We start from the raw sequence: 21,837 nt of genomic DNA on the forward strand, positions 1-21,837 counted from the left end.
TTATCGTTTACGTGAGGTACACCCGTAGGGGCACGGCATTGCCGTGCCCCTACACCTCGTGATGTAACGTTGTACTGCATCTGAATGGGAACCGCTATAGTCTGAAAGTTTCTCTTATTACGTAGAGTAAGGAATTGGTAGTTGCAGTGCAGTGGTTTTGCGTGGCTTTGATTTCTTATTTCCTCTTGCTGATTCCCATTCTTCCATGATTCCGTTAGCCAAATCAGTTAATCTTTCTACTGCTGGATCTGTATCCCCAATTTCTGAACCAATCCAGTAACGTTGTAACTTTTCTGCTGCATAAAATGTCGTACCAGATCCTGCAAATGGATCAACTACAATTTGTCCTGGATTAGATGCCATTGCAATAATTCGCTCTAGCATAATTGGCGCAAGTTCATTTGCAACTCGTTTTTTGTGTTGACGATGCCGAACTGGTGGAATATCAACCCACATTTCTTCTGCCAATGTCCATAAAATGTCATTATAATTAGCCTCAGAAACATCTTCCCAAACCTCTTCCGGTTCATCCCAAACATCCATTAAGTTAATACCCTGCTGGTTAAGTTTTTTGCGATGTCCACCATAATCACGAATTTCTCCACCGCAATGGCGACAAACTTGTATTGGGGTGTAAACTTTATTGAAAACTGCTGGTTCTCCTTTAGTGTAATAGAGTAACCCATAGTGAGCAGGAGACATTTTTTTACCTCTGGGAAAAGCTTTCGGCATTCTGCAAGCAATCCAATGACGAAAACACATTCCTTGCTGATTCAGATATGCACCATATTCTATACACCATTTTGGCAAGTTAAATACAAATAAACTGCCACCTGATTTCAGGACTCGAATACTTTCATTAAGCCACTGTTGCGACCAGATTAAATATTGATTCGTATCTATTTTATCGTTGACACCTTCACCATATTCTTTACCAAGATTAAAAGGTGGATCGGCAAAAATAACATCTACAGATTCATCAGGTAATGCTGACAAAAGTTTTAAACAATCTCCCTGATAGAGAATTCCATACTCACTTTTGTAAACCTGTTTTAATCCTTCTTGAGTTGCAACATCAGTCGCAATCATTTGAAAAGGCAGCATTAATTTAACCTTTACTAAGTTAGTATAGCTTGAGTCTACAAAAATGTATTGTCAGTTGTCAATAGAGTTGCTTTGAGAACTTGTGCTACGAGGTTGATAAGGTTTCCCAGTAGGCTGGTTCTGATATCTCTCTACTTCAGCAGGTTCTATGTAGTAATAACGCCCAAGTTTATGAGCTATAATCTGACCATTTTTAATTAAGTCGTGTACTCGCTGACGGGTTACACTAAGTAATTTGGCAGTTTGAGCCACAGAGAGTAACTCAGGAGTGTTGTTAGAAGCAGAGTCTGTCATACTACGTATAATCTAGGATAATGCCTTAATTCTGCCGAGCCGTTTTACCGATATTGCATCCTAAAGTGTAAATATTATGATATAAAAATCGTTAACTAAGCGGAAGTTATCAGGGTGTCTTCGTGAAACTGGGAAAATTTGTAAAAAGTACTGGTAAACAACATGAGTTTGAAGGATATCAAAGAAAAATTATTTTCCGTCATCAAAGTAATATCCATAGTAGCGATCGCCACTGCAATAGGCTTAGAATTATGGAATATTCAAGCATTAACAACTAACAATCATCTACCTGTTATCTTAAATCCAGTTTTGATAATTGCTCACTTGGCATTATCGGCTCATTTAATTGAAGGAATAATTGCCGCTTTTTATGCACCTGGGAAAAATCATCAGCCCATTCAATATGGAATTTATACTTTTTTCGTGGGTACAATTGGTTTATTAGAATTGTTTGAAAATCATTCCCAGATCCCCGACTTCTTAAAGAAGTCGGGGATCTAAAATTGTAGATATATGTCAAACTCGCTGAAAGCCTCTGATTCAGGACTAGCAATTGTAGACAAATCCCGTCAACGTTTAGGTTGGACAAAAACTAGCACGGCGCGTTGGTGGCAAGACGCCCATACCTCTAGAGCTACTTTACGCCGATTTTGGCAAGGCGATCGCATTCAGCGAGAAATCTTCATCGCTATCTGTCAAGCTGTTGGGATTGGAAACTGGGAAGCGATCGCTGATTTATCTCACGCAGACTTAGAATCTCTTGCAGATATCCCCACACCTTACCGAGACTGGAATGAAGCACCTGATATTGAAAGCTTCTATGGACGCAATCAGGAATTGACACAGTTAGAACAATGGATCACCAGCCAAAACTGTAAATTAATCACCATTAACGGGATCGCTGGTATTGGCAAAACCGCCCTAGCTGTGGCTTTAGTAGACCGCATTCAATCAAATTTTGATTGTTTAATTTGGAAGTCTCTGCAAACCTCCCCATCTCTCATTTCCCTGCTGAATTGTCTGCTAAACTCCTTTGGGCAAACCGTTGTCCAAAATATTCAACAAGGTACGGCACAACTCATCCAGCAGTTACAAAAACATCACTGTTTGTTGGTATTGGATGGACTAGAGGCTAGTTTCTCACAGCCAGAAGACCTCAGCTATGGTCAATTTATCCAACAATTAAGTCGAGAACGGCATCAAAGTTGTATTCTGATTAGCAGCCGTGAACAGATAAGCACTGTTGAAATTAATACAAAAACATTTCGCTGTTTAAATCTCAAAGGATTGCCAAAAACAGAGTCTATAGAATTATTACAATCAAGGGGATTTACAGGCAAGGAACTGGGGTTATCAGCCTTAATTCAACTTTATCGCGGCAATCCCTTGGCGCTGAAACTTGTAACACCATTGATTCAGTCTGTATTTGGCGGGAATGTTGCTGCTTTTTTGAGTCAGAATACTTTAATTGTAGGCGATCGCTTGCGTGTGATTCTCAAACAGCAGTTTGAGCAACTTTCCGGCTTAGAGCAAGATATTCTCTACTGGTTGGCTATTTGGCAAGAACCTGTGTCATTCTCTCGATTGCAAACCCATTTGCTGATATCCGTTGATCCAGCGATGGTTTTAGAGGGCATTGTGGCGTTAGAAAGGCGATCGCTTTTAGAAAAATGGATCGGCGACTATGAACCCTCATTTACATTACAACCCCTGGTAATGAAAATAGTGACAGATGAATTAGTCGAACAGACTGCCCAAGAGATACATCAAGTCGTGCAGAGTCATGATATCCGTCATTTTCAGATATTGCGAACCCATTGGTTGCTACGACCGGGTACAGACGATATTACAGGCGATCGCATTTTAACTCAACTTGGCAAAAAGCTCTGGCGTTCCTATGGTGCAACTCTTCCCCAAATCCTCAATCAGATTTTTTTGTTGTTAAATGGTCAATCTCCTTTAGCAATGGGTTACATCGGGAGTAATGTAGCGATCCTCTCAGGAATAGACTTGATATGACCCTTATCTGCTTATTTGCTTGCGGTTTATCCTGACAAACACAAGAGACTTCTTGCATAAATCAAAAAAAGAACCCCACCCCGCCTTTGACTTACGTCAAATTCTCCCCTCCCCGCAGGCGGGGAGGGGCTGGGGGTGGGGTGTTAGGGACTTTTGCAAGAGGTCTAAGATGTAAGTATAGGGACTTGAGGAGACAGCAATACCTAGTTTGGGCTACACCTACCCAGTGGTAGATTTTTGCGATCGCATCAATTAGTGCGATCGCAATTGAGTCACAATAATAATAGGCAATCATTGAAGGTGCTGTGATGCTTCGTCTAACTCAAACTGTTCGCAACTTGTTCCTTCGTTTTGAAGGGTTGTTTGGTGTTTTATTCCAAAGTGTTTCTAATTTTTTCGGAAATGTATTTGGTTTTTTTGGCAAGCTTTTCGGATTTACTCGGTCTGGTTATTTCTTGGAATCTGATCAGGTGCAAGGAATAAAGCAAGCTTCGGCGAAACAGCCAATTGAAAAGGATCGGGATAACACCGCTAAAATTCCTGCCACTAACTGCCGTCGTCCTAATGCCAAAATTGACGACTACTACCTCAACATGGCTCGTGATGTGAAAAAGAACTAACAAAAGACATCAATTAATTGGAGGGTGATCTTAGTGATGCGTAGACGCAAAGTGGGTTGTCGCCAGACATCGCCTACGGTGAAAGCTTTGCGCCATCATACTCCCAATCTTTCCTCTCGGAATTTTATAAATTACTGTCGCCTGCACTAGTATAGTGTCAGGGCGTTTTTGTGGAAAATCATCCAGCCACAATTGACGGATTTGTTTGTGCGTAGGCGTAGCTCAACCCAGACATCGCACCTTTAAGAAAATTAAACCCATTTTGAGGCTGGACAAGAGCTACAGAGATTTTTGAGATTTAATTTTAACTTACCAAATCAACTAAAGCGTTCGACTGAAAGCGGACTATAGATGAAACTGAGCAGCCACGATAATTCTCAGAGGTGAAGACTGATAGTGTGATATTAGCTTGACCGGGATCTAAAATGCGTTTTACCTTGCAGGTTTGCATTTTGTTGTTGCAGTAAGCAATAATGCGATCGCCAGCCTTGACTTCCAACGCTTGAATTTTCAATTAATACCAACCTTGCCAGGAATTTGCTTCGTTAAAGGAAAAATATATTGCTATATTTTGCTTCCTCAACAATAGCAATGTTTATTTAAGTATAACACAAAAATTGAAGTATTTAATGGTATCAATTTCATCTTGATAATGTCAACCTTCTTTATGCTTAAAACACTAGTGAAGAAGGCAGGAGGTAGAAAATTATCCGTTGCTCTCAGCCCCATCTAATTCCAAGCCACCAAATCCTTCGCGCAGCTTTTCGACTGAAGCCTCTGTTGAACTGGGGACTGGGGACTAGGAAGAGTTTTCTTCTCGCGCGTAAGCATAGCTCGCCGGAGGCATCGCTGCGCGAACAAAACTTGGTTTAGGTCTGAATCCCCAGTCCCTAATCCCCTAGTTCAACTTCCTGACAATTCAGCAGCATCTGGAAAACCTCACTTCTATTTCTCTCTTCCTTTAAGGAGAGAGACTTTGAATTTTCCCCCTTCCCTCCTAGGGAAGGGGGTTAGGGGGTTAGGTTTTTGGTGGACTTTTCCACATAACGTGAAAAGTCAGGTTCAACTTCTGGGGAGCTAAATTCTTTCGAGGACAGATTTTTTATTTCGATGTTTTTGTTACAATTATTGAAATTTTTACCTAAAAATACCACTATGGCTTTATATGCTGAATTACATAGACACCTAGGCGGCTCGGTCGTCCCACGAGTTTTATGGCAATATTTCGAGCGACATTCTTCAGAGTTAATTTCCGGCTTTGCTGACTATTCAGAATTTGAAGATTTTTATACCCGCCCACGCAACACCCTAGATGAGTATCTAGAATTACACACCCTGGTAGAAAGTGTGCAAACTGTGGAGACTTTACCTTACTTTATCTATCGCTTGGTGCGGGGTGCTTACATATTTGAAAACTTGGCTTATCTGGAACTGCGATACACTCCTTATTTACGGACGCCTGAGCATCTGAGTCAATCCGAAAGAATTGACAAGATGGCAGAAATTGTGCGAGTAGTAGGACTTGCCAGCCAACAGCCAGAATATCCCATTGTTACTAGCCAAATTCTGTGTATGCACACGCGCCTACCCTTAGAGGTGAACAAGGCGATTGTTGATTTAGCGGCGCAAAATAAGCAGTATGTTTGTGCAGTAGATGTAGCGGGGGGTGATAGCTATTACGCCGATCGCTTAGAAGAATGGATTAGCTTATATGATTATGCGCGATCGCTGGGCGTTAAAACCACGGGACATCTATATGAAACCACCGCCGGTTGTTACCCAGAACTGTTACCCTATTTGATGCGGATTGGTCACGGCATCCAAATTCCCCTACTGTATCCAGAGTTACTTAATGATGTCGCTAAACGCGGACAATGTTTGGAAGTTTGCCCCACAACTTACCTGAAAACTGGTACTTTGCAGGATATACGTCAACTCAAAGTAGTTTTTGACCGTTGTTTTGATGCTGGGGTCGATATCGCTATCTGTACTGATAATGCTGGATTGCACAATGTGCGTCTACCATTTGAGTATGAAAATCTCTTGACTTACAACATTATTAGTTTTGAACAACTACAAGCTTGTCAAGATGCAGCTTTCCGTCATGCTTTTGCTTGGCCTTACAGTCAGCGTCCCGTATCCCTGTTGAACGGTTTGCTCAAACCTGAAACACCTAAAGTTTTGGCAGTAAGGGATAGTAATTAACCACTACTTAAAGATGTGCATAAAGTCAGGTAATTTAATGTTAATTAATGTTGCAGAACGCGCTTTTTCCTGATGCCGTAGAGAAAGTTGTAATGCACAATAGATATGTTGTAAAAGTCCATGTTTTAGAAATTAAACCATAAATAAACACCGATGAATTATCTGTGTTTATTTGTGGTTATTTTTTCGTTGAGAAAGGATTTGGATTTTGCAAGAAGTCTAATGTGCAGTCCAAAAAAACCAGCAATTTAAGCTTTTACTAAAAATTTATCATAAATTAGCCTCCCCATCTTCCCCCGCGCCCAGAAGCTATAAACTAGAACTTATGGCATCTACTATTCAAGCTCTACCAACAGAAGTCGTATATCTCATTACAGCTGGAGAGGTAATCGACTCTTTAGCTTCTGTGGTGCGGGAATTGGTAGAAAATTCCCTAGACGCAGGTGCAACACGAATTGTGGTTTCTCTGTGGCCGCAGCAGTGGCGAATTCGTGTGGCAGACAATGGTTATGGAATGAACCTAGATGATTTGCAACAAGCAGCCACAGCCCACAGCACGAGTAAAATTCGCTCTAGTGCCGATTTATGGAAAATTAACAGTTTGGGGTTTCGTGGTGAGGCGTTGCACAGTTTGACGACTCTGGCAGATTTAGAAATTTTGAGTCGTCCTGTGGGTGGAAAATTAGGATGGCGAATGATTTATGGCGATGGTGGGGAAGTTGTGCAAGTTGAAGCAACTGCGATCGCACCTGGTACTGTAGTTACAGTTTCTCATCTTTTCGGCAATTGCTCATCTCGTCGTCAGGGATTACCCACAACAGCACAGCAAATGAAAGCTGTGCAAGCCACAATTCACCAAATCGCCCTGTGTCATCCTCACGTCACCTGGCAGATTTGGCAAAATGATCGTCAATGGTTCACCATCTGTCCCGCCGCCACAACAGGGCAACTACTACCGCAGATTTTACCGCAAGTCCGACAAGGTGACTTGCAAGAAGTGAAACTCGAAATACCCAACCCACCAAACTGTACAGACGCGATTAATCGCGTCTCTCCCCACTCCTCACTAAATTTAGTGGTAGGATTACCCGATCGCGCTCATCGTCATCGTCCAGATTGGGTACGTGTAGCCATTAACGGCAGGATGGTTAAGACACCGGAACTAGAGCAAACCATATTATCAGCATTTCACAGAACATTACCACGCGATCGCTATCCAATTTGTTTCTTACATCTTGCCATTTCGCCCGATCAAATTAACTGGAATCGCAATCCAGCAAAAACAGAAATTTACCTCAACGAAATCATTTATTGGCAAGAGCAAATTACCCAAGCAATTAACCAAGCCCTCAGCATCTCTTCAAGCAATCTCAAAGAAGCTGTCCATACAACACGAGTTAGTAAATTACTCAAAGCCGCAGAAGCCAAAGGCGGTTACAATTTCCATCCTCAAAATCCCAACGAAGATCAAAAAACTCCTAACTCTTGTACAGACGCGATTAATCGCGTCTCTCCTAACTCTTTAAAAGCTGTCGCTCAAGTTAGCAACACCTATATTGTGGCGGAACATTCAGGTGGGATGTGGTTAGTAGAACAGCATATTGCCCATGAGCGAGTTTTGTATGAGAAATTGTGTGATGATTGGCAACTTGTCCCCGTCGAACCACCAATAATTCTTTATCAATTATCGCCAGCGCAAGTATTGCAACTGCAACGCATCGGCTTAGAAATAGAACCCTTTGGCGAACAACTTTGGGCAGTCCGAAACATCCCCGCACCTTTGCAGCAACGAGACGATTGTGCAGAAGCAATTTTAGAACTTAGTTGGGGAGGCGACTTACAAACAGCCCAAGTAGCCGTCGCCTGTCGCAGTGCCATTCGTAATGGTACACCCATGAATCACCAAGAAATGCAAACACTTTTAGATGATTGGCAACGCACACGCAACCCCCGCACCTGTCCCCACGGACGCCCAATTTATCTATCCTTAGAAGAATCAGCTTTAGCTCGGTTTTTCCGGCGTAATTGGGTAATTGGTAAAAGTCATGGAATTTGATATTTCAGGTGACACATTACAATAACTAAAAAAGCTGTACTTAAACATGTTTAGCGCATCTTCATACAGAATTGGTATAAGATAACAAGCACGAAATTGGAGAGATAAATGGAAGATAATATAGGGCAGGTAGTAGATGCCATAGCATATATTTATCGTCTTAGAGAATGGTTAGGTGAAGGAATTGAGATAATCAGATGGTGGAAAATGCCAACAGTTAACAAAATAATTGATATTCTTCAAAAGAATAGGTGAAATAATTTTATTGTTTTAGGCAAATACAAAAACTCCACTTGCTCAAAGTTAGTGGAGTAATTAATGTGAGAATATTACTAATGAATCATCGCTAGTATTGCTATTTGCACTGCACAAGCTAAATTAGTCTACAACTTTCTTAAGTTCGTCTTTAATGTTTTCGACAGTGTGAGCAACTTGGGCTTCAGCTTGCTTTGCTTGTCCTTCAGCTTTCTCTTGTGGATTACCGGTTATTTCACCCACAACCTCTTGAATTTTCCCTTCAATATTTTTTGCAGTAGCTTCTACTCTTTTTTCGACGCTCATGGTTTTTATTTGCAGCTTGTAGTTGATTCAGCTATTACATAAACTAACAGTGGTGTATTGTTTTTTACTTCTATCAAGCGATAGAATAATTTAGTAACTTACCTTAACCTAAGATAGATACGGGGTGTCACAGGAACACGCCAGGTAAAAAAATATCATATCAATATATCATAAATTTCATCAGGGGCTACAGATGTGCGCCCCTAGAGCGTGAGATTACTCACGCAAAGATATATTATTGCTAACGCGTAATAGTTTAAGCTTTGACTTTAGCTTTAGACCAGATACCATTATCATCTTCATCATATTGCTGGTGAACAGTCTCCCAAGCAGCTTGTTCAGCCGTAAACTCGTCACTTCTCTCATTGAGTACAGCATTATAGCGCTCAATAAATGTACTCTGAGCTTCATCAGAAAGATGAGCGCGAACTTCAGGAGACAAGTCTTCTGGGCTGTTGCACTGTCCAGAACAAGAACGAGCCAGAGTTTTTTCAATTGTGTGAATTTCTTCGCCCCCAGCGCTTTCGAGCAGCAATTGAAATTCGCCAGTGCGATCGCTCGGAACTTCTGCCATTACGAAAAATTCGCCAGCTTGTAGGCGAGTTTGGTAGATAGCCGCTTTATCCTCTGGCATTCCCAACGGCACCTGCACTATCTGCCTTCGCTCCACTAGCAGCCCCCAGCAACACTTGATTCTCCCTAGAGCGTGTTTTCAAACTACTCGTTTAGTCTCATAATTTTTTATATCCCCCTAAGTCCCTCTTAAAAAATGCGGACTTTAAGAGATTTTGAGCAAGCCTTTTTTAAGGGGGCTGGGGGGATCTAAGACTTTGAAAACACGCCCTAACCCTACTTAAAAAAGAGGCAATTAGAGCAAGCCTTTTTAAAGGGGTTAGGAGGATATTACAGGGCAAAATATCGCTAACTGAATAGGAAGAATCAATCTTCCCTCAACTGGTTTCACATACAGCCATCCTCAATTCAGACGTTATAGCTAGACACCTACAGGAGTCTTAGCCTTTTCTGCTGGCTGTCTACCATCTGGATCTAATGCTTCCCCTTCAATAAATGAACGCAGCATCCAAGCTATTTGCTCATGTTCTTCCAGGAGTCCAGTCAGAAAGTCAGCAGTTCCCTGATCGTGGAACTTTTCACCAGACTGATCTACATGGTCTCTTAAGTTGCGAATAACCTGCTCGTGATCATCCACTAGATTAGCTACCATCCCCGTTGCTGTGGGCACATTACCAGCATGTTCCTTCAGGCTAGCAATCTTGAGAAATCCCTCCAATGTGCCAACTGGGAAACCACCCAAAGCACGAACCCGCTCTGCCAAGGCATCAATATTTATAGTCAACTTTTGGTAGTGTTCTTCCCAAAGCTGGTGCAAAGAGCGAAACTGAGGGCCGACTACATCCCAGTGGTACTTTTTGGTTTTAACCAATAGTAGATAGGCATCTGCCAAATCTTGATTCAACAGATTAATTACACCTTGACGCTGTTCGTCTGTCAAACCAATGTTTATCGAACGCATTGTTTTCCATCCCTAAGCAAACTTATTTATTAATATCCCAAATTATCCACATAATCCACATCAACCAAAGGAAACATTATGAGTTTAAATTAATTATCACATTACATATTTTTACCTATACCTTAATAGGTAGTATTGTTTAGGCGATAGATAATTTAACGATGAGCTATATTTATTTTACTACCGAAAAATTCCCAAGCTATTATATAGGAATCCGGTTTGATTTCTGGAAAAAAATTAAGTATTTGTCGGGTGCGTTCTGACTTTAGTCAGACGCACCAAACCCTTGGAAATGGTGCCGTACTCTCGGCGATAACACACCCTACGTGTTGTTCAAAAATCAAATAGTAATCCTATAGCCCTACTTAACGAGAACCCCGAATTCTCTAAGAATTTGGGGTTCTAAGTCTCGTGACTTTCAAAAATCAAATAAGATTGCTATAACTATTTACCTGTAATTTTCTCCAAGAAATTCTTTACATTTTCTTCCGATGAAGTTGCACTCTGTGAATTTTCAGGACGCTTCTGCTTGTCAATATCAGCATCTCCCTGAACCTCATTTAGTCCTTTGTTGGACTCCTCTTGAACCTTTTCCAATCCAGCTGGTGGTTCTGTAGCGGCTTTGTCAGTTTTGCGCTGAATATCAAGCAGTTGCGTAGTACCTTCTTTGGGATTACTTTGGTAGCTATCGATTGCAAAAGCAGGAAAAGCATTAGATAATAATATTAAGGCACAAGTAAAAGCCACAACTAGAAAACGTACTGGACGGAAGATAGATAAAACAGAAGCAACAGTTTTCATTTGAAATCCTCGATAACAGCTATAACAACGTAGAACCTTCACCAAAAGAGCCGATGCTCATAAGTATTATTTAGCAAACTTTAGCAACAATAAAACTAGTAAGCTCCGCTTCAATCTGGAAGTTCTTGAGAAACGAACCTGGCGAAGAAATTGTCTTTGTATTTCTGCATCGAATTAGTCAGGGATAATAAGTAAATACCACCTTAACTTTTTAGCAAAATAATTACATATTGAAATTCTTCGTTTCCGGTTTGCTTATTTATACTTTTACTTTGAAAACGCTAATGTCTGCATCAATCTCTAGAATGAACTTTCCTACGTCTGTAGTTGTAATAAAATCAGTCGCTAGATATATCGACTTAATATAGATAGTTTTGGCAGATTAATGGCTCTAGTATGTATGTTCAGTTAGTTCGACTTTATCCAATCAAAGGAATTTAAAGACTATGCACCTAAGAAGACATTTGTAAAGTATTAATTTATGTAAATATCCACCCTAAACCCTTTTCAAAAGGGGGAAAATGAATATTTCCTTTAAAGTTGATAAGTCTGCCTTATTACCTCTTGTATTGAACTTAGGTGATGGAACATTGCTATTAATTCGTGGGATCTGGTTTTTCGTTTCGCCAGCAGCACTTTTAGTGGCGTCAAAAAATGAACATCTGGATCATCTCCCAAAGCAACTTCAGCTGCTTGCAATACTTTTGTCGCATTCTCAAAAATATCCTCATTTTCAAACCCTTCTTTTGCAGAAAGTTGGTGTAACCCTGCATCTGGCACAGTTACTCTACCCAGCAAGGTTTTATCTAACACCAAACCTTTCAATAATGTCAGTAAAGCCGCATAGATTAAAAAATCATCACAACTATCACAAGCTTTAAATTCAATGCGTCCCACTTCCGCCGGAATGCGGGCGATTTTTGTCAAGGAAGGTATGCTATTAATCAGTTGTTCCTGTTTCTCAATAAAAACTAGAGCTGCTGGTCTTTTTCCGGTTCTGATAAATGTTCGTACCGATAGCCCATCCCATAAACCTCCCTGATAAAAAGGGGAGCTATAACTAAAAGGGACGATATAGGGACTGTAATAAGTTAACTTTTTGCCAATATCAATCACATCTTCAGGAGACAAATCTGCCAATGAAATATTTAAATCTGGCCCATAAGACACCATGTGAATATTAGCAGTTTGCTCGTCAGGATAAGCCTCTAACTGTTTGATTTCATAATCATTTAACGGGGGTTGAGGCTCAAAAACCGGATTATAGGGATTAAAACTAACCAAAACTGGTGAGAAACCAAAGTTAGCAGCAACCTCACGTAGCAAGTGAAAACTTTCTGATAATTCAGTAATAGCGCCTTGAATATCAGAATGTATAGTTGTTCTAATTTCAATACCTTTAACATGACAGTCTATCACCTGGTCTGAATCTGCAAATCTTTCAAATCCCTCAATGTACCATCTCTTCATCTTAATACCCGCATCGCCGACGCGTAGTTGAGGATAGTCGCTGGGGTATGTAGGTAGCCTTTCAATAATTTGATTGAAATCAGCAAATTTTGTGTGTGAAAAATCAGCAAACTTTCCTTCTTTGTTGAGGAAAGCGACTTCATGCTCAATGCCAAAGAAAAACATTATATATACCTTAATTGCTTATATTTAACCTAATCTAACCAATGCCAAGTGATAGGAATTCTACAGAGGAGGAAGTAACATCAGTAAACGATTCATTAGTGAAAAACGTCGGCGATATTTAGCTGGCAGGTTCGCATACTTACAAACTTCCGTCATTGTGTAGGGCGAATTCCAGTCTTGAATCTTATCAATATTTGAGAGACTCCAATCAAATTTACTTTAAGTATAAAAATTATGAATAACACTCCCAGATGGATTTTACCCTAAGACCGACTATTGCAATTTGAAAACTTCTCTGGTTTATTTTTCTGTGCTGCCCCCACTATCTTCATAGTCACTGGGTAGGATAGCTTAGTATTGACTGAGGAAAGCTTGAGACGTGAGTTTATGACAAGTACCGTTCAATCCCCCTACAGCAGCGAACAGATTGCCGCTTGGTTGCGTGGACTGCTCACCATCGCTTGGGCAGATGGTAATTTTGATGCTCAAGAACAGGAATTAATTGCCAGCATCACTAAAGATGAATTAGCTCTTGGGATTAAATGGGACTCACTAGAGGTAATTACCCCAGAGGAATTAGCCGCAGTGTTGGCTAAAGGTACGCCAGCATCGGAAAATTTTTTAAGGACAGCGGTGATGGTAGCGATCGCAGATGGTATCTATTCTCACTGCGAAGATGAGGTTATGCAACAGTTCTGCCAAGCCTTGGAACAGCCAAATAACTTACTGGAAGCCCTTCGCCACACCCTGGAACACCCACAACAAAGTACCCCCACTACCCTCACAACTGAACTTACAAAGCGTCAAATTAATGCACTACACCCCCTGCGAGACTGGCTGGATGGGCTAGATATCCAAGACCCAAGAGTAGCCCGTTTTTTGTGTAAAATGATTCCCTCCCAGTGTCCCTTTGAGCGGGATGTCACCTTATTTGGACGCAAGATTGTCCATATCCCGCCCATGTGTAAAATTAATCCATTGTATGAACAACTGGTGGGCTTACGTTTCCGCGCCCTTTCCTATCTGGCAGATAAATGCGGTGAAGATATTTCACCATATATTTAGTCATTAGTCATTGGTCATTAGTCATTAGTCATTGGTTAAGAAGGATAATGTCAAGTAGGAGGTTTCAAGAATTACGGGTTTATCAATTGCCAGAACGATTAGCTGACGACATCTGGAAAATTGTTAATAGATGGGAGTCATTGCCACAAGATACAGTAGGTAAACAGATTATCCGTTCAGCCGATAGTATTGGTGCCAACATAGCAGAAGGGGTAGGACGAGGGAGTTATCAAGACAATCGGCGATTTGTCAGAATAGCAAGAGGATCTTTATATGAAACTCAACACTGGCTAAGACGAGCATATAGTCGTAATCTGTTAACAGATCAACAGGTAGAGGCACTCAAGCTAATCATTAATGACTTAGCACCTCAATTAAACGCCTACCTAAAATCAATTGGCAATGTTACAGATGACAAATGACCAATGACAAATGACTAATGACTAATAACTAAACTATGCAATTTATCGACCAAGCAAAAATTGAAATTGAAGCTGGTAAAGGCGGCGATGGGATTGTCGCCTTCCGGCGAGAGAAGTACGTGCCCACTGGTGGTCCCTCTGGTGGTAATGGGGGGCGAGGCGGTTCGGTATTTTTTGTTGCCGATGAAAACCTACAAACCTTGCTGGACTTCAGATATAATCATCGCTTTCAGGCAGAAAAAGGGACTCGTGGCGGGCCAAAGAACTGCACTGGAGCAGCAGGAAAGGATTTAATTATCGAAGTTCCCTGTGGTACAACCATTTATAATGCTGAAACTGGCGAATTGCTGGGTGATTTAATTGAGCCTAAGCAGACTTTGCTGATTGCCCAAGGTGGTAAAGGCGGACTGGGAAATCAGTATTTTTTGAGTAACCGTAACCGCGCCCCAGAATACGCTCTCCCCGGATTACCAGGGGAAATAAAGCAGCTGCGTCTGGAGTTAAAACTTTTGGCAGAAGTGGGGATTATTGGCTTACCAAATGCTGGTAAATCCACTCTGATTTCATCTTTATCAGCTGCACGTCCCAAAATTGCCGACTACCCCTTCACTACCCTCATCCCAAATTTGGGTGTAGTGCGAAAACCTACGGGTGATGGTACTGTTTTCGCTGACATTCCTGGACTAATTGAGGGAGCAGCTCACGGGGCTGGGCTGGGACATGATTTCTTGCGCCACATTGAGCGCACGCGGGTACTACTTCACTTGATTGATGCCACAAGTGATGATGTGGTGAAGGATTATAACACAATCAAGCAAGAATTACAAGCTTATGGACAGGGTTTAGCAGAACGTCCGCAAATTTTGGCGCTGAACAAAATTGATGCAGTTGATCGGGAAACTGTCGATTTAGAGGCGTTAGCTACCCAACTTAATCATCTCTCTTACGCTCCAGTTTTTGTGATTTCAGCAGTTACCCGCACCGGGTTAGAGCCGATGTTACAGGAAATTTGGGGAATTCTCGACCAAATCAAGGTTCCTGAAGAAGTTGAGGTATTTAGCTGACCAAATAATGACGCATTATGTTGATGTATCCTGGATCAGGGGAATCTTAATCACAAACTCAGCACCTTGTTTTGGCGGCGAAATACATTCTAAAGAACCGCCATGTCTTTCTGTAATGATCTGGTAGCTAATAGCAAGCCCCATCCCCGTACCTTTGCCGATGGGCTTGGTGGTAAAGAAGGGGTCAAATAGTTGTTTTTTAGCATCTTCTGGTATCCCCAATCCGTTGTCGCCAATCCTAATTGTTACCTGATTTGGCTCCTGTAGTTGGGTACGAATATGAATCTGGGGAGAAGTCATTTGTCTTTGAAGTTCTAAGCCTTTGCTTAGACTTCTCTCTTGGTCATTTTTCCTTTGTTCAGTGTTGTTTACTAATGACAAATGACTAATGACTAATGACTCTTCAATTGCATCGATCGCATTTGACAAAATATTCATGAATACTTGATTTAGCTGCCCAGCGTAACATTCAACTAGAGGTAGTTTGCCGTATTCTTTGATGATTTCAATCGTCAGGCGTTGGTCATTACCCTTGAGGCGGCTTTGCAAAATCATCAGAGTACTATCAATTCCTTCATGGATATCAACAGCTTTCATTTCGGCTTCATCCAAGCGCGAAAAAGTTCGCAAAGAAAGCACAATCTCCCGAATCCGGTCTGCCCCAACTTTCATTGAGCTGATTATTTGTGGCAAATCTGATTTCAAAAATTCCAGTTCGATTTGTTCTGAAAAATCCTCAATTTCTGGCACAGTTTCAGGATAATGACCTTGGTAGAGTTGCAAAAGTGAAAGTAAATCTTGGGTGTATTCCTTCGCGGGAGTCAGGTTGCCATAGATAAAATTGACCGGGTTGTTGATTTCGTGTGCCACTCCTGCGACTAGTTGACCCAAACTGGACATCTTTTCACTTTGAATTAAGTGAGTCTGGGTGCGTTGAAGTTCGCGGAGTGTTTCTTTGAGTTCTTCGGCTTGTTGTCGTAGTTGCGCTTCCGACTTTAGCAGGGCTTCCTTGGCTTGTTTACGTTCTGTAATGTCCCTAGCAACAGCTACTTGACAGAAAGGCTCTCCTGTTTCAGGATGTTTAACGATAAACAGGCTGCAATCAGTAGGAATTTCTATGCCCGTTTGAAAATGTCTATGGCGAAACTCCCCTTGCCAAAAACCATGTTGAAACATCAAAGGAAAAATTTGTTGTTGAAACTCTGCAAAAGCTTCTGGTGAATGAAAATCAGCCACTGGCTTGGTTTTGGCTGCTTCCAGGCTACTAAGTCCCAGCATCTTGAGTCCGGCAGGGTTTACATAGACAACTTGCCCTTCCATTGAAGAAATGCCAATAAAGTCACTACTGTTTTCAACCAATGCTACAAATTTTTGCTGTTCCTCTTCGGCACGTTTGCGTTCTGTGATGTCCAGCACCATTGAAGCAACGCCAATCACCTGGCCATCAGGAGCCACTAATGGGTTGTTATACCACTCACCGACTATCGTCCTACCATCTTTAGTGACGTTCTCGTTGACACTAAAACTTCCTCCTTGTTGGGTTAATAGGGCGGTGATAATCTCTTTTACGTGCTTTCTGGCGTTTTCAGGTACTATGATTTCAAAACTATTCCCCAGCATTTCCTCTGTGGTGTATCCAAAGATTCTTTCTGCTGCTCGATTCCATGTTTGAACCTCAAAGTTGGAATTCCATTCAATAATGGCTAAAGGTGTTTGTTCAACCAGCAACGCCAGCCTTTGCTGTGAAGCCCTAAGTTCTGCCTCTGCTTGCTTGTATTCGGTAATGTCGCGATAATACCAAATTCTACCGTAATAGTCTCCTAAAGGTGATGTCTCACCATAAGCTCCTTGCTGTTTACGCACGGGTGCAGAATAGCGGTCAAAAATCTTTCCAGACTTCAGGAAAATTTCATCACGGCTGCTTTCATCTGGATGCTGATAAAGATACTCCACCTTAGCTAGAAATTCGTCTGGATTGATTAGTTGGTCTAGTACCCATCCCAGGGGTTGGCGAGAGTCGCGTGTTTGGAACAGTGCCGCAGGAATTTGCCATAACTGGGAGAATTTCTGATTAAATGATACAACTGTGCGATTTTCATCAATAATCAGAATTCCGTCGATCGCAGCTTCTTGTTGAGCCTGGAGTAAAGCATTAATGCGGTGTATATCTTCATCCGCTTGCTGGTGTAAGCAAAGCTCGTCGGAGATATCGCGCAGTATGGCTTGCTGTTCGGTGATGTCACACGTTAGTTGTTCGTTTTGTTGACGCAGTTCTTCTAGGGTTTCTCGATGTGCCTCACAGCTTTGCATGAGTTCAGTAATATCAGTAACTCTGCCATTCACATCCAGAACTTCTTTGGCGATATCATTTTGTAAAATGATGTCTCGAATACTACCCACCAGAAATTTATTACCAGTCTCATCCTCAAAGCAAGACTTTTTTGTAGAGATGAGATGGACTATACCCCGATCATCGGTAAGAAGCTGCTGATTCTCATTAGTAATATTTGTGGTGAAAACCAGTTCATCTTTTTGCCGAAACACATCAACTTCTGTTTGCGGAAAAAAATCATTGTCTGACTTACCAATTAATTCTTCTCGGCTATGACCGACGAAATCACAGTAGGTATCATTAAGTAATACCCAGCAATGTTGACGATCTTTGACAAAAATCGGGTCAGATATGCCATTGATCATCTGATGCAGAAACGCCAGGGAGAAGTTTTGCTGCTGTGTGTTTGGTTTTGGCGCGGGATTATCTAAGAATCTAGGATGGTTCATACCCGAATTTATCTTTAAAATTGAGCAATAAAGAAATCTCTCCCTGGTTTTACTACACAAAACCGTCCCTCTCCGAGTCGGAAAGGGACAGACTTGAACGAAAGTTCAAGACAGGGAGAGGTTTGTCGAACTCACGTTTACTCACATCTTGCACCTAGCCCTAGCGATTAGAAATCACGGCTATACAAACTCTCGTCCGCCTACGCGGACTAACGCAAATCAAGGCTTTTCAACCTGCGGAGGCAGGTAAAGTCTCGTGTAGCCGCGACTTCTAGTCGCCTAGTGCAAGATATAAGTTTATTTAGCTCTGTGTGTCAGCATGAGTAGTATTTATTATTCCCAGACTCAATACGGTTGCAACAACCAAAGCAATCTCTAAGTTTTGGGGACTGGGAAGATTTTGTTCTTTCGCTTGGCGATGCCTGCTGCGGTCTACGCCAACGCATTCCTCAACTATGGCGTACCATAATTGATACAAAACCTTAAAATGCTTGCGGTATCGTCAAATTGGTAGATTAGACTAGAACCACAGGGTAACAATCAGAGGCAGATTATGATGGGCGATCGCGACTACACATTAATCATTGACAAAAGCGGTAGTATGTCCACACCCGATCAAGTGGGTGGTAGAAGTAGATGGGAGATCGCCCAAGAATCTACACTCGCCTTGGCCAGAAAGGCCGAACAGTTTGACCCCGATGGCATCACCCTTTACGTATTTTCTGGTAGATTTAAACGCTACGATGATGTCACCTCAGCCAAAGTCGCCCAGATATTTCTCGAAAATGACCCTGCTGGCACGACAAACTTAGCAGGTGTACTCCAGGATGCACTCAATAACTACTTTCAACGCAAAGCAGCCGGTAAAAGCAAGCCAAATGGAGAGACAATTTTAGTCATCACCGATGGTGAACCAGACGATCGCAAAGCTGTGTTTGAAGTCATCATTCATGCTACTCGCCAGATGGAACGTGATGAAGAATTAGGAATTTCGATCATCCAAGTAGGTTCAGATGCCCAAGCAACTAAGTTCCTCAAAGCTTTGGATGACCAATTACAAAGTGTCGGCGCTAAATTTGATATTTGTGATACCGTCACTTTAGATGACTTAGAAGAAATGAGCCTTGTAGATGTATTGACGAACGCAATAACTGACTAATGTGTTGATCGCCCATAGTCTAGTAATTCTTAACTGGAGAATTGAATAATGCTAGAAAATCGTGACTATACCTTGATTATCGACAAAAGCGGCAGCATGGCAACCCAAGATCAAAAGGGTGGTAGAACTAGATGGGTTGCAGCCCAGGAATCTACTTTAGCTTTAGCTAGTAAGTGTGAGCAATTTGACCCAGATGGCATCACTATTTATGTATTTTCTGGTAAATTTAAGCGATACGAAAATGTGACATCCAGCATAGTACCGCAAATTTTCCGAGAAAATGATCCCTCTGGGACAACTGACTTGGCAGGTGTGTTAAAACACGCAACTGATGATTACCTTCAACGCAAAGCAGCCGGTCAAACAAAGCCAAATGGTGAAACAATTTTAGTGGTTACTGATGGTGAACCGGACGATCGCAAAGCAGTTATGAGGGTAATTATTGAAGCTTCTCGCCGCATCGATCGAGATGAAGAATTAGCCATTTCTTTCATTCAAGTCGGCACAGATCCACAAGCTACCCGTTTTCTGAAAGTCTTAGACGATGAACTCCAAGGAGCTGGTGCAAAGTTTGATATCTGTGACACCATTACTATGGAAGATATGGAAGATTTGAGTTTATCAGAAGTGCTACTCAATGCCATTAATGACTAGTACAAGAAGGCAAAAGTAAAAAGGCAAAAGTAAAAAGAAAGAATGCTTATTTTGTAGGCTTTCTGGCTATTTAAAATGGTTGCTTTATTTCCGCCGTGTCGTACTAGCTATAACATTTAGAGGAATTGCCAAAATGGATTCCATTGATAAGCTGTTAGCTCAACTCCAAACTGAATACAAAGAAGTACAACCAGAACAGCAGCAGTCAAAATCAGCTACACCCAAATCTTTTATCCCACCACCGCCAAAGTCGGCGTCTTTCATAGATAACCTTTTGGCAGAAGTTCAGGCTGATTTTGCCAAAGAGGATGCTGTTATTGAATTAAAAAAACAGCAAGAATTAGAACAGGAACGAATTCGTCAAGAGCAACTCAAAGCCAAACAATTAGAAGCTTTGAAAGTTCAAGCGAAAGAATGGTTAGCCAAAGTAGATCCACTTTCATCCGAGGGACTTTGGTTTGAAAGGTTTGCTGAAAGTTACTCCTCAAAATTAGAGGCTGCCATTGAATATTTAAGAAGCAACGAATAAAATAATTCGTAATTCGGAGAAATCTGCTAGCGAAAATTATAAGTTAGCAATTATTATTTATTACCTGTAGCAATCGGTGCAGGAGTTACGATCAAGAAGATCCCCGACTTCTTCAAGAAGTCGGGGATCTGAACCTATCCGTGTTTCTAAATCAATAGACCTCTTGCAAAAGTCCCCTAACACCCCACCCCCAACCCCTAAGAGCTTGCGGGGAGGGGAGACTTTGACGTAAGTTAAAGGCGGGGTGGGGTTCTTTTTTTTGATTTATGCAAGAAGTCTAATATTGATGGTGATTTGTTCGAGCTAAATGTTCAATAGCCCATTCATGCATAGCATAGAGAATTGGTTGCAAAGTTTCTCCTAAAGACGTTAAAGAATATTCTACCTTGGGTGGAATTTGAGGATAAACTTCTCGATGGATAATGCCGTCTTCCTCCATTTCTCTGAGTTGTTGGGTTAACATCTTTTGCGTAACTCCAGGTAAAGCCCGTTGCAACTCACCAAACCGTTTTACGCCAGTCATTAATTCTCTAATAATCAAAACTTTCCAGCGTCCACCAATCACCTTTAGGGTAGTTTCTACTTCACAAGTCAGCCTGCGCCGGTTTTCTGCTTCAGCTTTCATAGTTTTTTTTGTAGGAAGTACCTTAATTTTAAGTGCCTACTTGCTCATATTAACTAGTACGACACGGCGGAAATAAAGCAACCATTTTAAATAGCCAGAAAGCCTACAAAATAAGCATTCTTTCTTTTTACTTTTGCCTTTTTACTTTTGCCTTCTTGTACTAGTCCTCTATCTGCTGGAATCAGGAATAGATTATCGTTTTGGGTTAGATACTCAAGGATACCGATAATTACGTAGCTATCAACTCAGAATCAATTTCCGACGGCGCACTATCTTGGACTAGCGATCGCGTTTCACCGTTACGCTGGAGGATACCGCCAACCATTGACAACAAGGTGTTTACCTTGCGGGTTCGCCACATATCCACGAGTTTTTGCACTTTAGTTGCAGACATCCGTCGCATCATCGCTTCGTAGAGATAAGCAGCGTGTCCAGTTTCATCTTGGGCAATACAAAGCATTCCTAACTTCAAATTACGAGCGGTTGGCTCATTATCAGGTAATACTTTCGCCATTCGTGCAAAATCTTTGCTAGCATCTAATTCCAGAATGTATGTGCTAGCCATAAACACATCCCAGTCAATAACAGCAGGTTTTAGCTGTTCTTGGGTATAGCCGTTATGAAAAACTTATCTAAAGTTAGCTAAACCAAACTCTTGCGAGAAAAATTATAGACAGCTTTAGCGTTTACTTCCTGCTTCATTCTGGAG

The 21,837-nt window shown here is 41.5% G+C and carries 22 protein-coding genes and 2 pseudogenes; 12 read left to right on the forward strand and 12 right to left on the reverse strand.

The features are described from left to right. Positions 1-117 precede the first annotated feature (117 nt). Positions 118-1,104, reverse strand: coding sequence for a DNA-methyltransferase (locus tag V7K97_RS10890; protein WP_334800933.1), 987 nt, complete (start codon positions 1,102-1,104; stop codon positions 118-120). Between the two features lie 51 nt (positions 1,105-1,155). After that, on the reverse strand, positions 1,156-1,398 hold the full coding sequence (locus V7K97_RS10895; RefSeq protein ID WP_334800934.1) for a helix-turn-helix domain-containing protein: 243 nt from the start codon (positions 1,396-1,398) through the stop codon (positions 1,156-1,158). Positions 1,399-1,560: 162 nt separating this feature from the next. Between V7K97_RS10895 and V7K97_RS10900 the strand changes: the two genes are divergently transcribed. The 3 genes from V7K97_RS10900 (at position 1,561) to V7K97_RS10910 (ending at position 4,037) form a co-directional block, all read left to right on the forward strand. Continuing rightward, the gene (locus V7K97_RS10900; RefSeq protein ID WP_334800935.1) at positions 1,561-1,899 is read left to right on the forward strand and encodes a hypothetical protein; all 339 of its coding nucleotides are present in this window, start codon (positions 1,561-1,563) and stop codon (positions 1,897-1,899) included. Positions 1,900-1,911: 12 nt separating this feature from the next. Next, entirely contained in the window at positions 1,912-3,417 is a 1,506-nt protein-coding gene (locus tag V7K97_RS10905) for an NB-ARC domain-containing protein (RefSeq protein WP_334800936.1), read from the forward strand. A gap of 308 nt (positions 3,418-3,725) precedes the next feature. Then, a complete protein-coding gene (locus V7K97_RS10910) occupies positions 3,726-4,037 on the forward strand; it encodes a threonine dehydratase (protein WP_334800937.1) in 312 nt (103 codons plus the stop codon). A 304-nt stretch (positions 4,038-4,341) separates the two neighbouring features. Here V7K97_RS10910 and V7K97_RS10915 read toward each other — a convergent pair whose 3' ends face one another. Then, the gene (locus tag V7K97_RS10915; protein WP_094352741.1) at positions 4,342-4,551 is read right to left on the reverse strand and encodes a hypothetical protein; all 210 of its coding nucleotides are present in this window, start codon (positions 4,549-4,551) and stop codon (positions 4,342-4,344) included. 641 nt (positions 4,552-5,192) lie between these two features. On the opposite strand from V7K97_RS10915, the gene V7K97_RS10920 reads away from it, so the two are divergent. From V7K97_RS10920 to V7K97_RS10930, 3 genes are all read left to right on the forward strand, one after another. Next, a complete protein-coding gene (locus V7K97_RS10920; protein WP_334800938.1) occupies positions 5,193-6,242 on the forward strand; it encodes an adenosine deaminase in 1,050 nt (349 codons plus the stop codon). Between the two features lie 325 nt (positions 6,243-6,567). After that, complete coding sequence (gene mutL, locus V7K97_RS10925) at positions 6,568-8,298, forward strand: DNA mismatch repair endonuclease MutL (protein WP_334800939.1); 1,731 nt, start codon at positions 6,568-6,570, stop codon at positions 8,296-8,298. Between the two features lie 108 nt (positions 8,299-8,406). Beyond that, positions 8,407-8,553 (forward strand): hypothetical protein, encoded by a 147-nt coding sequence (locus tag V7K97_RS10930; protein ID WP_334800940.1) that lies wholly within the window; start codon positions 8,407-8,409, stop codon positions 8,551-8,553. Between the two features lie 123 nt (positions 8,554-8,676). Here V7K97_RS10930 and V7K97_RS10935 read toward each other — a convergent pair whose 3' ends face one another. From V7K97_RS10935 to V7K97_RS10955, 5 genes and pseudogenes are all read right to left on the reverse strand, one after another. Beyond that, positions 8,677-8,859, reverse strand: coding sequence for a CsbD family protein (locus tag V7K97_RS10935; RefSeq protein WP_334800941.1), 183 nt, complete (start codon positions 8,857-8,859; stop codon positions 8,677-8,679). A gap of 256 nt (positions 8,860-9,115) precedes the next feature. Further along, positions 9,116-9,548 (reverse strand): annotated as a pseudogene (locus tag V7K97_RS10940) (ChaB family protein); the annotation flags it as partial. A 305-nt stretch (positions 9,549-9,853) separates the two neighbouring features. Beyond that, positions 9,854-10,393, reverse strand: coding sequence for a Dps family protein (locus tag V7K97_RS10945; protein WP_334800942.1), 540 nt, complete (start codon positions 10,391-10,393; stop codon positions 9,854-9,856). Positions 10,394-10,837: 444 nt separating this feature from the next. Further along, the gene (locus V7K97_RS10950) at positions 10,838-11,194 is read right to left on the reverse strand and encodes a hypothetical protein (RefSeq protein WP_334800943.1); all 357 of its coding nucleotides are present in this window, start codon (positions 11,192-11,194) and stop codon (positions 10,838-10,840) included. 534 nt (positions 11,195-11,728) lie between these two features. Beyond that, positions 11,729-12,829: a glutamate--cysteine ligase gene (locus tag V7K97_RS10955; protein ID WP_334800944.1), complete on the reverse strand. Its 1,101-nt coding sequence runs from the start codon at positions 12,827-12,829 to the stop codon at positions 11,729-11,731. A gap of 387 nt (positions 12,830-13,216) precedes the next feature. Between V7K97_RS10955 and V7K97_RS10960 the strand changes: the two genes are divergently transcribed. Genes V7K97_RS10960 through obgE form a run of 3 tightly spaced genes read left to right on the forward strand, consistent with a single transcriptional unit; the run spans position 13,217 to position 15,380 of the window. Beyond that, positions 13,217-13,894, forward strand: a complete 678-nt coding sequence (locus tag V7K97_RS10960; RefSeq protein WP_334800945.1) for a Mo-dependent nitrogenase C-terminal domain-containing protein — start codon at positions 13,217-13,219, stop codon at positions 13,892-13,894. Between the two features lie 47 nt (positions 13,895-13,941). Further along, entirely contained in the window at positions 13,942-14,316 is a 375-nt protein-coding gene (locus V7K97_RS10965) for a four helix bundle protein (protein ID WP_334800946.1), read from the forward strand. A gap of 35 nt (positions 14,317-14,351) precedes the next feature. After that, positions 14,352-15,380 (forward strand): GTPase ObgE, encoded by a 1,029-nt coding sequence (gene obgE / locus V7K97_RS10970; RefSeq protein ID WP_334800947.1) that lies wholly within the window; start codon positions 14,352-14,354, stop codon positions 15,378-15,380. A 15-nt stretch (positions 15,381-15,395) separates the two neighbouring features. Here obgE and V7K97_RS10975 read toward each other — a convergent pair whose 3' ends face one another. Continuing rightward, on the reverse strand, positions 15,396-18,161 hold the full coding sequence (locus tag V7K97_RS10975; RefSeq protein ID WP_334800948.1) for a PAS domain S-box protein: 2,766 nt from the start codon (positions 18,159-18,161) through the stop codon (positions 15,396-15,398). A gap of 301 nt (positions 18,162-18,462) precedes the next feature. Further along, positions 18,463-18,639: a hypothetical protein gene (locus V7K97_RS10980; protein ID WP_334800949.1), complete on the reverse strand. Its 177-nt coding sequence runs from the start codon at positions 18,637-18,639 to the stop codon at positions 18,463-18,465. Between the two features lie 75 nt (positions 18,640-18,714). Between V7K97_RS10980 and V7K97_RS10985 the strand changes: the two genes are divergently transcribed. The 3 genes from V7K97_RS10985 (at position 18,715) to V7K97_RS10995 (ending at position 20,503) form a co-directional block, all read left to right on the forward strand. Further along, positions 18,715-19,320, forward strand: a complete 606-nt coding sequence (locus V7K97_RS10985) for a vWA domain-containing protein (RefSeq protein ID WP_334800950.1) — start codon at positions 18,715-18,717, stop codon at positions 19,318-19,320. Between the two features lie 48 nt (positions 19,321-19,368). Then, complete coding sequence (locus V7K97_RS10990) at positions 19,369-19,974, forward strand: vWA domain-containing protein (protein WP_334800951.1); 606 nt, start codon at positions 19,369-19,371, stop codon at positions 19,972-19,974. A gap of 133 nt (positions 19,975-20,107) precedes the next feature. Then, complete coding sequence (locus tag V7K97_RS10995) at positions 20,108-20,503, forward strand: salt stress protein, Slr1339 family (RefSeq protein ID WP_334800952.1); 396 nt, start codon at positions 20,108-20,110, stop codon at positions 20,501-20,503. 277 nt (positions 20,504-20,780) lie between these two features. Here the strand turns inward: V7K97_RS10995 and V7K97_RS11000 are convergent, their stop codons facing one another. Together V7K97_RS11000 and V7K97_RS11005 are read right to left on the reverse strand one after the other, a co-directional pair. Further along, positions 20,781-21,128, reverse strand: a complete 348-nt coding sequence (locus V7K97_RS11000; RefSeq protein ID WP_334800953.1) for a winged helix-turn-helix transcriptional regulator — start codon at positions 21,126-21,128, stop codon at positions 20,781-20,783. A 229-nt stretch (positions 21,129-21,357) separates the two neighbouring features. Further along, positions 21,358-21,753, reverse strand: a pseudogene (locus V7K97_RS11005) (ferritin-like domain-containing protein); the annotation flags it as partial. Positions 21,754-21,837 lie beyond the last annotated feature (84 nt).

Origin of the sequence: Nostoc sp. (genome assembly GCF_036917815.1) — a bacterium.
In the GTDB taxonomy this organism is placed as follows: Bacteria; Cyanobacteriota; Cyanobacteriia; order Cyanobacteriales; family Nostocaceae; genus Nostoc.

What these genes read in the sequence shown, in the direction of transcription:
- V7K97_RS10890 (WP_334800933.1), bottom strand. Translation starts at nt 1,104, where the DNA reads ATGCTGCCTTTTCAAATGATTGCGACTGATGTTGCAACTCAAGAAGGA.
- V7K97_RS10895 (WP_334800934.1), bottom strand. Translation starts at nt 1,398, where the DNA reads ATGACAGACTCTGCTTCTAACAACACTCCTGAGTTACTCTCTGTGGCT.
- V7K97_RS10900 (WP_334800935.1), top strand. Translation starts at nt 1,561, where the DNA reads ATGAGTTTGAAGGATATCAAAGAAAAATTATTTTCCGTCATCAAAGTA.
- V7K97_RS10905 (WP_334800936.1), top strand. Translation starts at nt 1,912, where the DNA reads ATGTCAAACTCGCTGAAAGCCTCTGATTCAGGACTAGCAATTGTAGAC.
- V7K97_RS10910 (WP_334800937.1), top strand. Translation starts at nt 3,726, where the DNA reads ATGCTTCGTCTAACTCAAACTGTTCGCAACTTGTTCCTTCGTTTTGAA.
- V7K97_RS10920 (WP_334800938.1), top strand. Translation starts at nt 5,193, where the DNA reads ATGGCTTTATATGCTGAATTACATAGACACCTAGGCGGCTCGGTCGTC.
- mutL (WP_334800939.1), top strand. Translation starts at nt 6,568, where the DNA reads ATGGCATCTACTATTCAAGCTCTACCAACAGAAGTCGTATATCTCATT.
- V7K97_RS10930 (WP_334800940.1), top strand. Translation starts at nt 8,407, where the DNA reads ATGGAAGATAATATAGGGCAGGTAGTAGATGCCATAGCATATATTTAT.
- V7K97_RS10935 (WP_334800941.1), bottom strand. Translation starts at nt 8,859, where the DNA reads ATGAGCGTCGAAAAAAGAGTAGAAGCTACTGCAAAAAATATTGAAGGG.
- V7K97_RS10945 (WP_334800942.1), bottom strand. Translation starts at nt 10,393, where the DNA reads ATGCGTTCGATAAACATTGGTTTGACAGACGAACAGCGTCAAGGTGTA.
- V7K97_RS10950 (WP_334800943.1), bottom strand. Translation starts at nt 11,194, where the DNA reads ATGAAAACTGTTGCTTCTGTTTTATCTATCTTCCGTCCAGTACGTTTT.
- V7K97_RS10955 (WP_334800944.1), bottom strand. Translation starts at nt 12,829, where the DNA reads ATGTTTTTCTTTGGCATTGAGCATGAAGTCGCTTTCCTCAACAAAGAA.
- V7K97_RS10960 (WP_334800945.1), top strand. Translation starts at nt 13,217, where the DNA reads ATGACAAGTACCGTTCAATCCCCCTACAGCAGCGAACAGATTGCCGCT.
- V7K97_RS10965 (WP_334800946.1), top strand. Translation starts at nt 13,942, where the DNA reads ATGTCAAGTAGGAGGTTTCAAGAATTACGGGTTTATCAATTGCCAGAA.
- obgE (WP_334800947.1), top strand. Translation starts at nt 14,352, where the DNA reads ATGCAATTTATCGACCAAGCAAAAATTGAAATTGAAGCTGGTAAAGGC.
- V7K97_RS10975 (WP_334800948.1), bottom strand. Translation starts at nt 18,161, where the DNA reads ATGAACCATCCTAGATTCTTAGATAATCCCGCGCCAAAACCAAACACA.
- V7K97_RS10985 (WP_334800950.1), top strand. Translation starts at nt 18,715, where the DNA reads ATGATGGGCGATCGCGACTACACATTAATCATTGACAAAAGCGGTAGT.
- V7K97_RS10990 (WP_334800951.1), top strand. Translation starts at nt 19,369, where the DNA reads ATGCTAGAAAATCGTGACTATACCTTGATTATCGACAAAAGCGGCAGC.
- V7K97_RS10995 (WP_334800952.1), top strand. Translation starts at nt 20,108, where the DNA reads ATGGATTCCATTGATAAGCTGTTAGCTCAACTCCAAACTGAATACAAA.
- V7K97_RS11000 (WP_334800953.1), bottom strand. Translation starts at nt 21,128, where the DNA reads ATGAAAGCTGAAGCAGAAAACCGGCGCAGGCTGACTTGTGAAGTAGAA.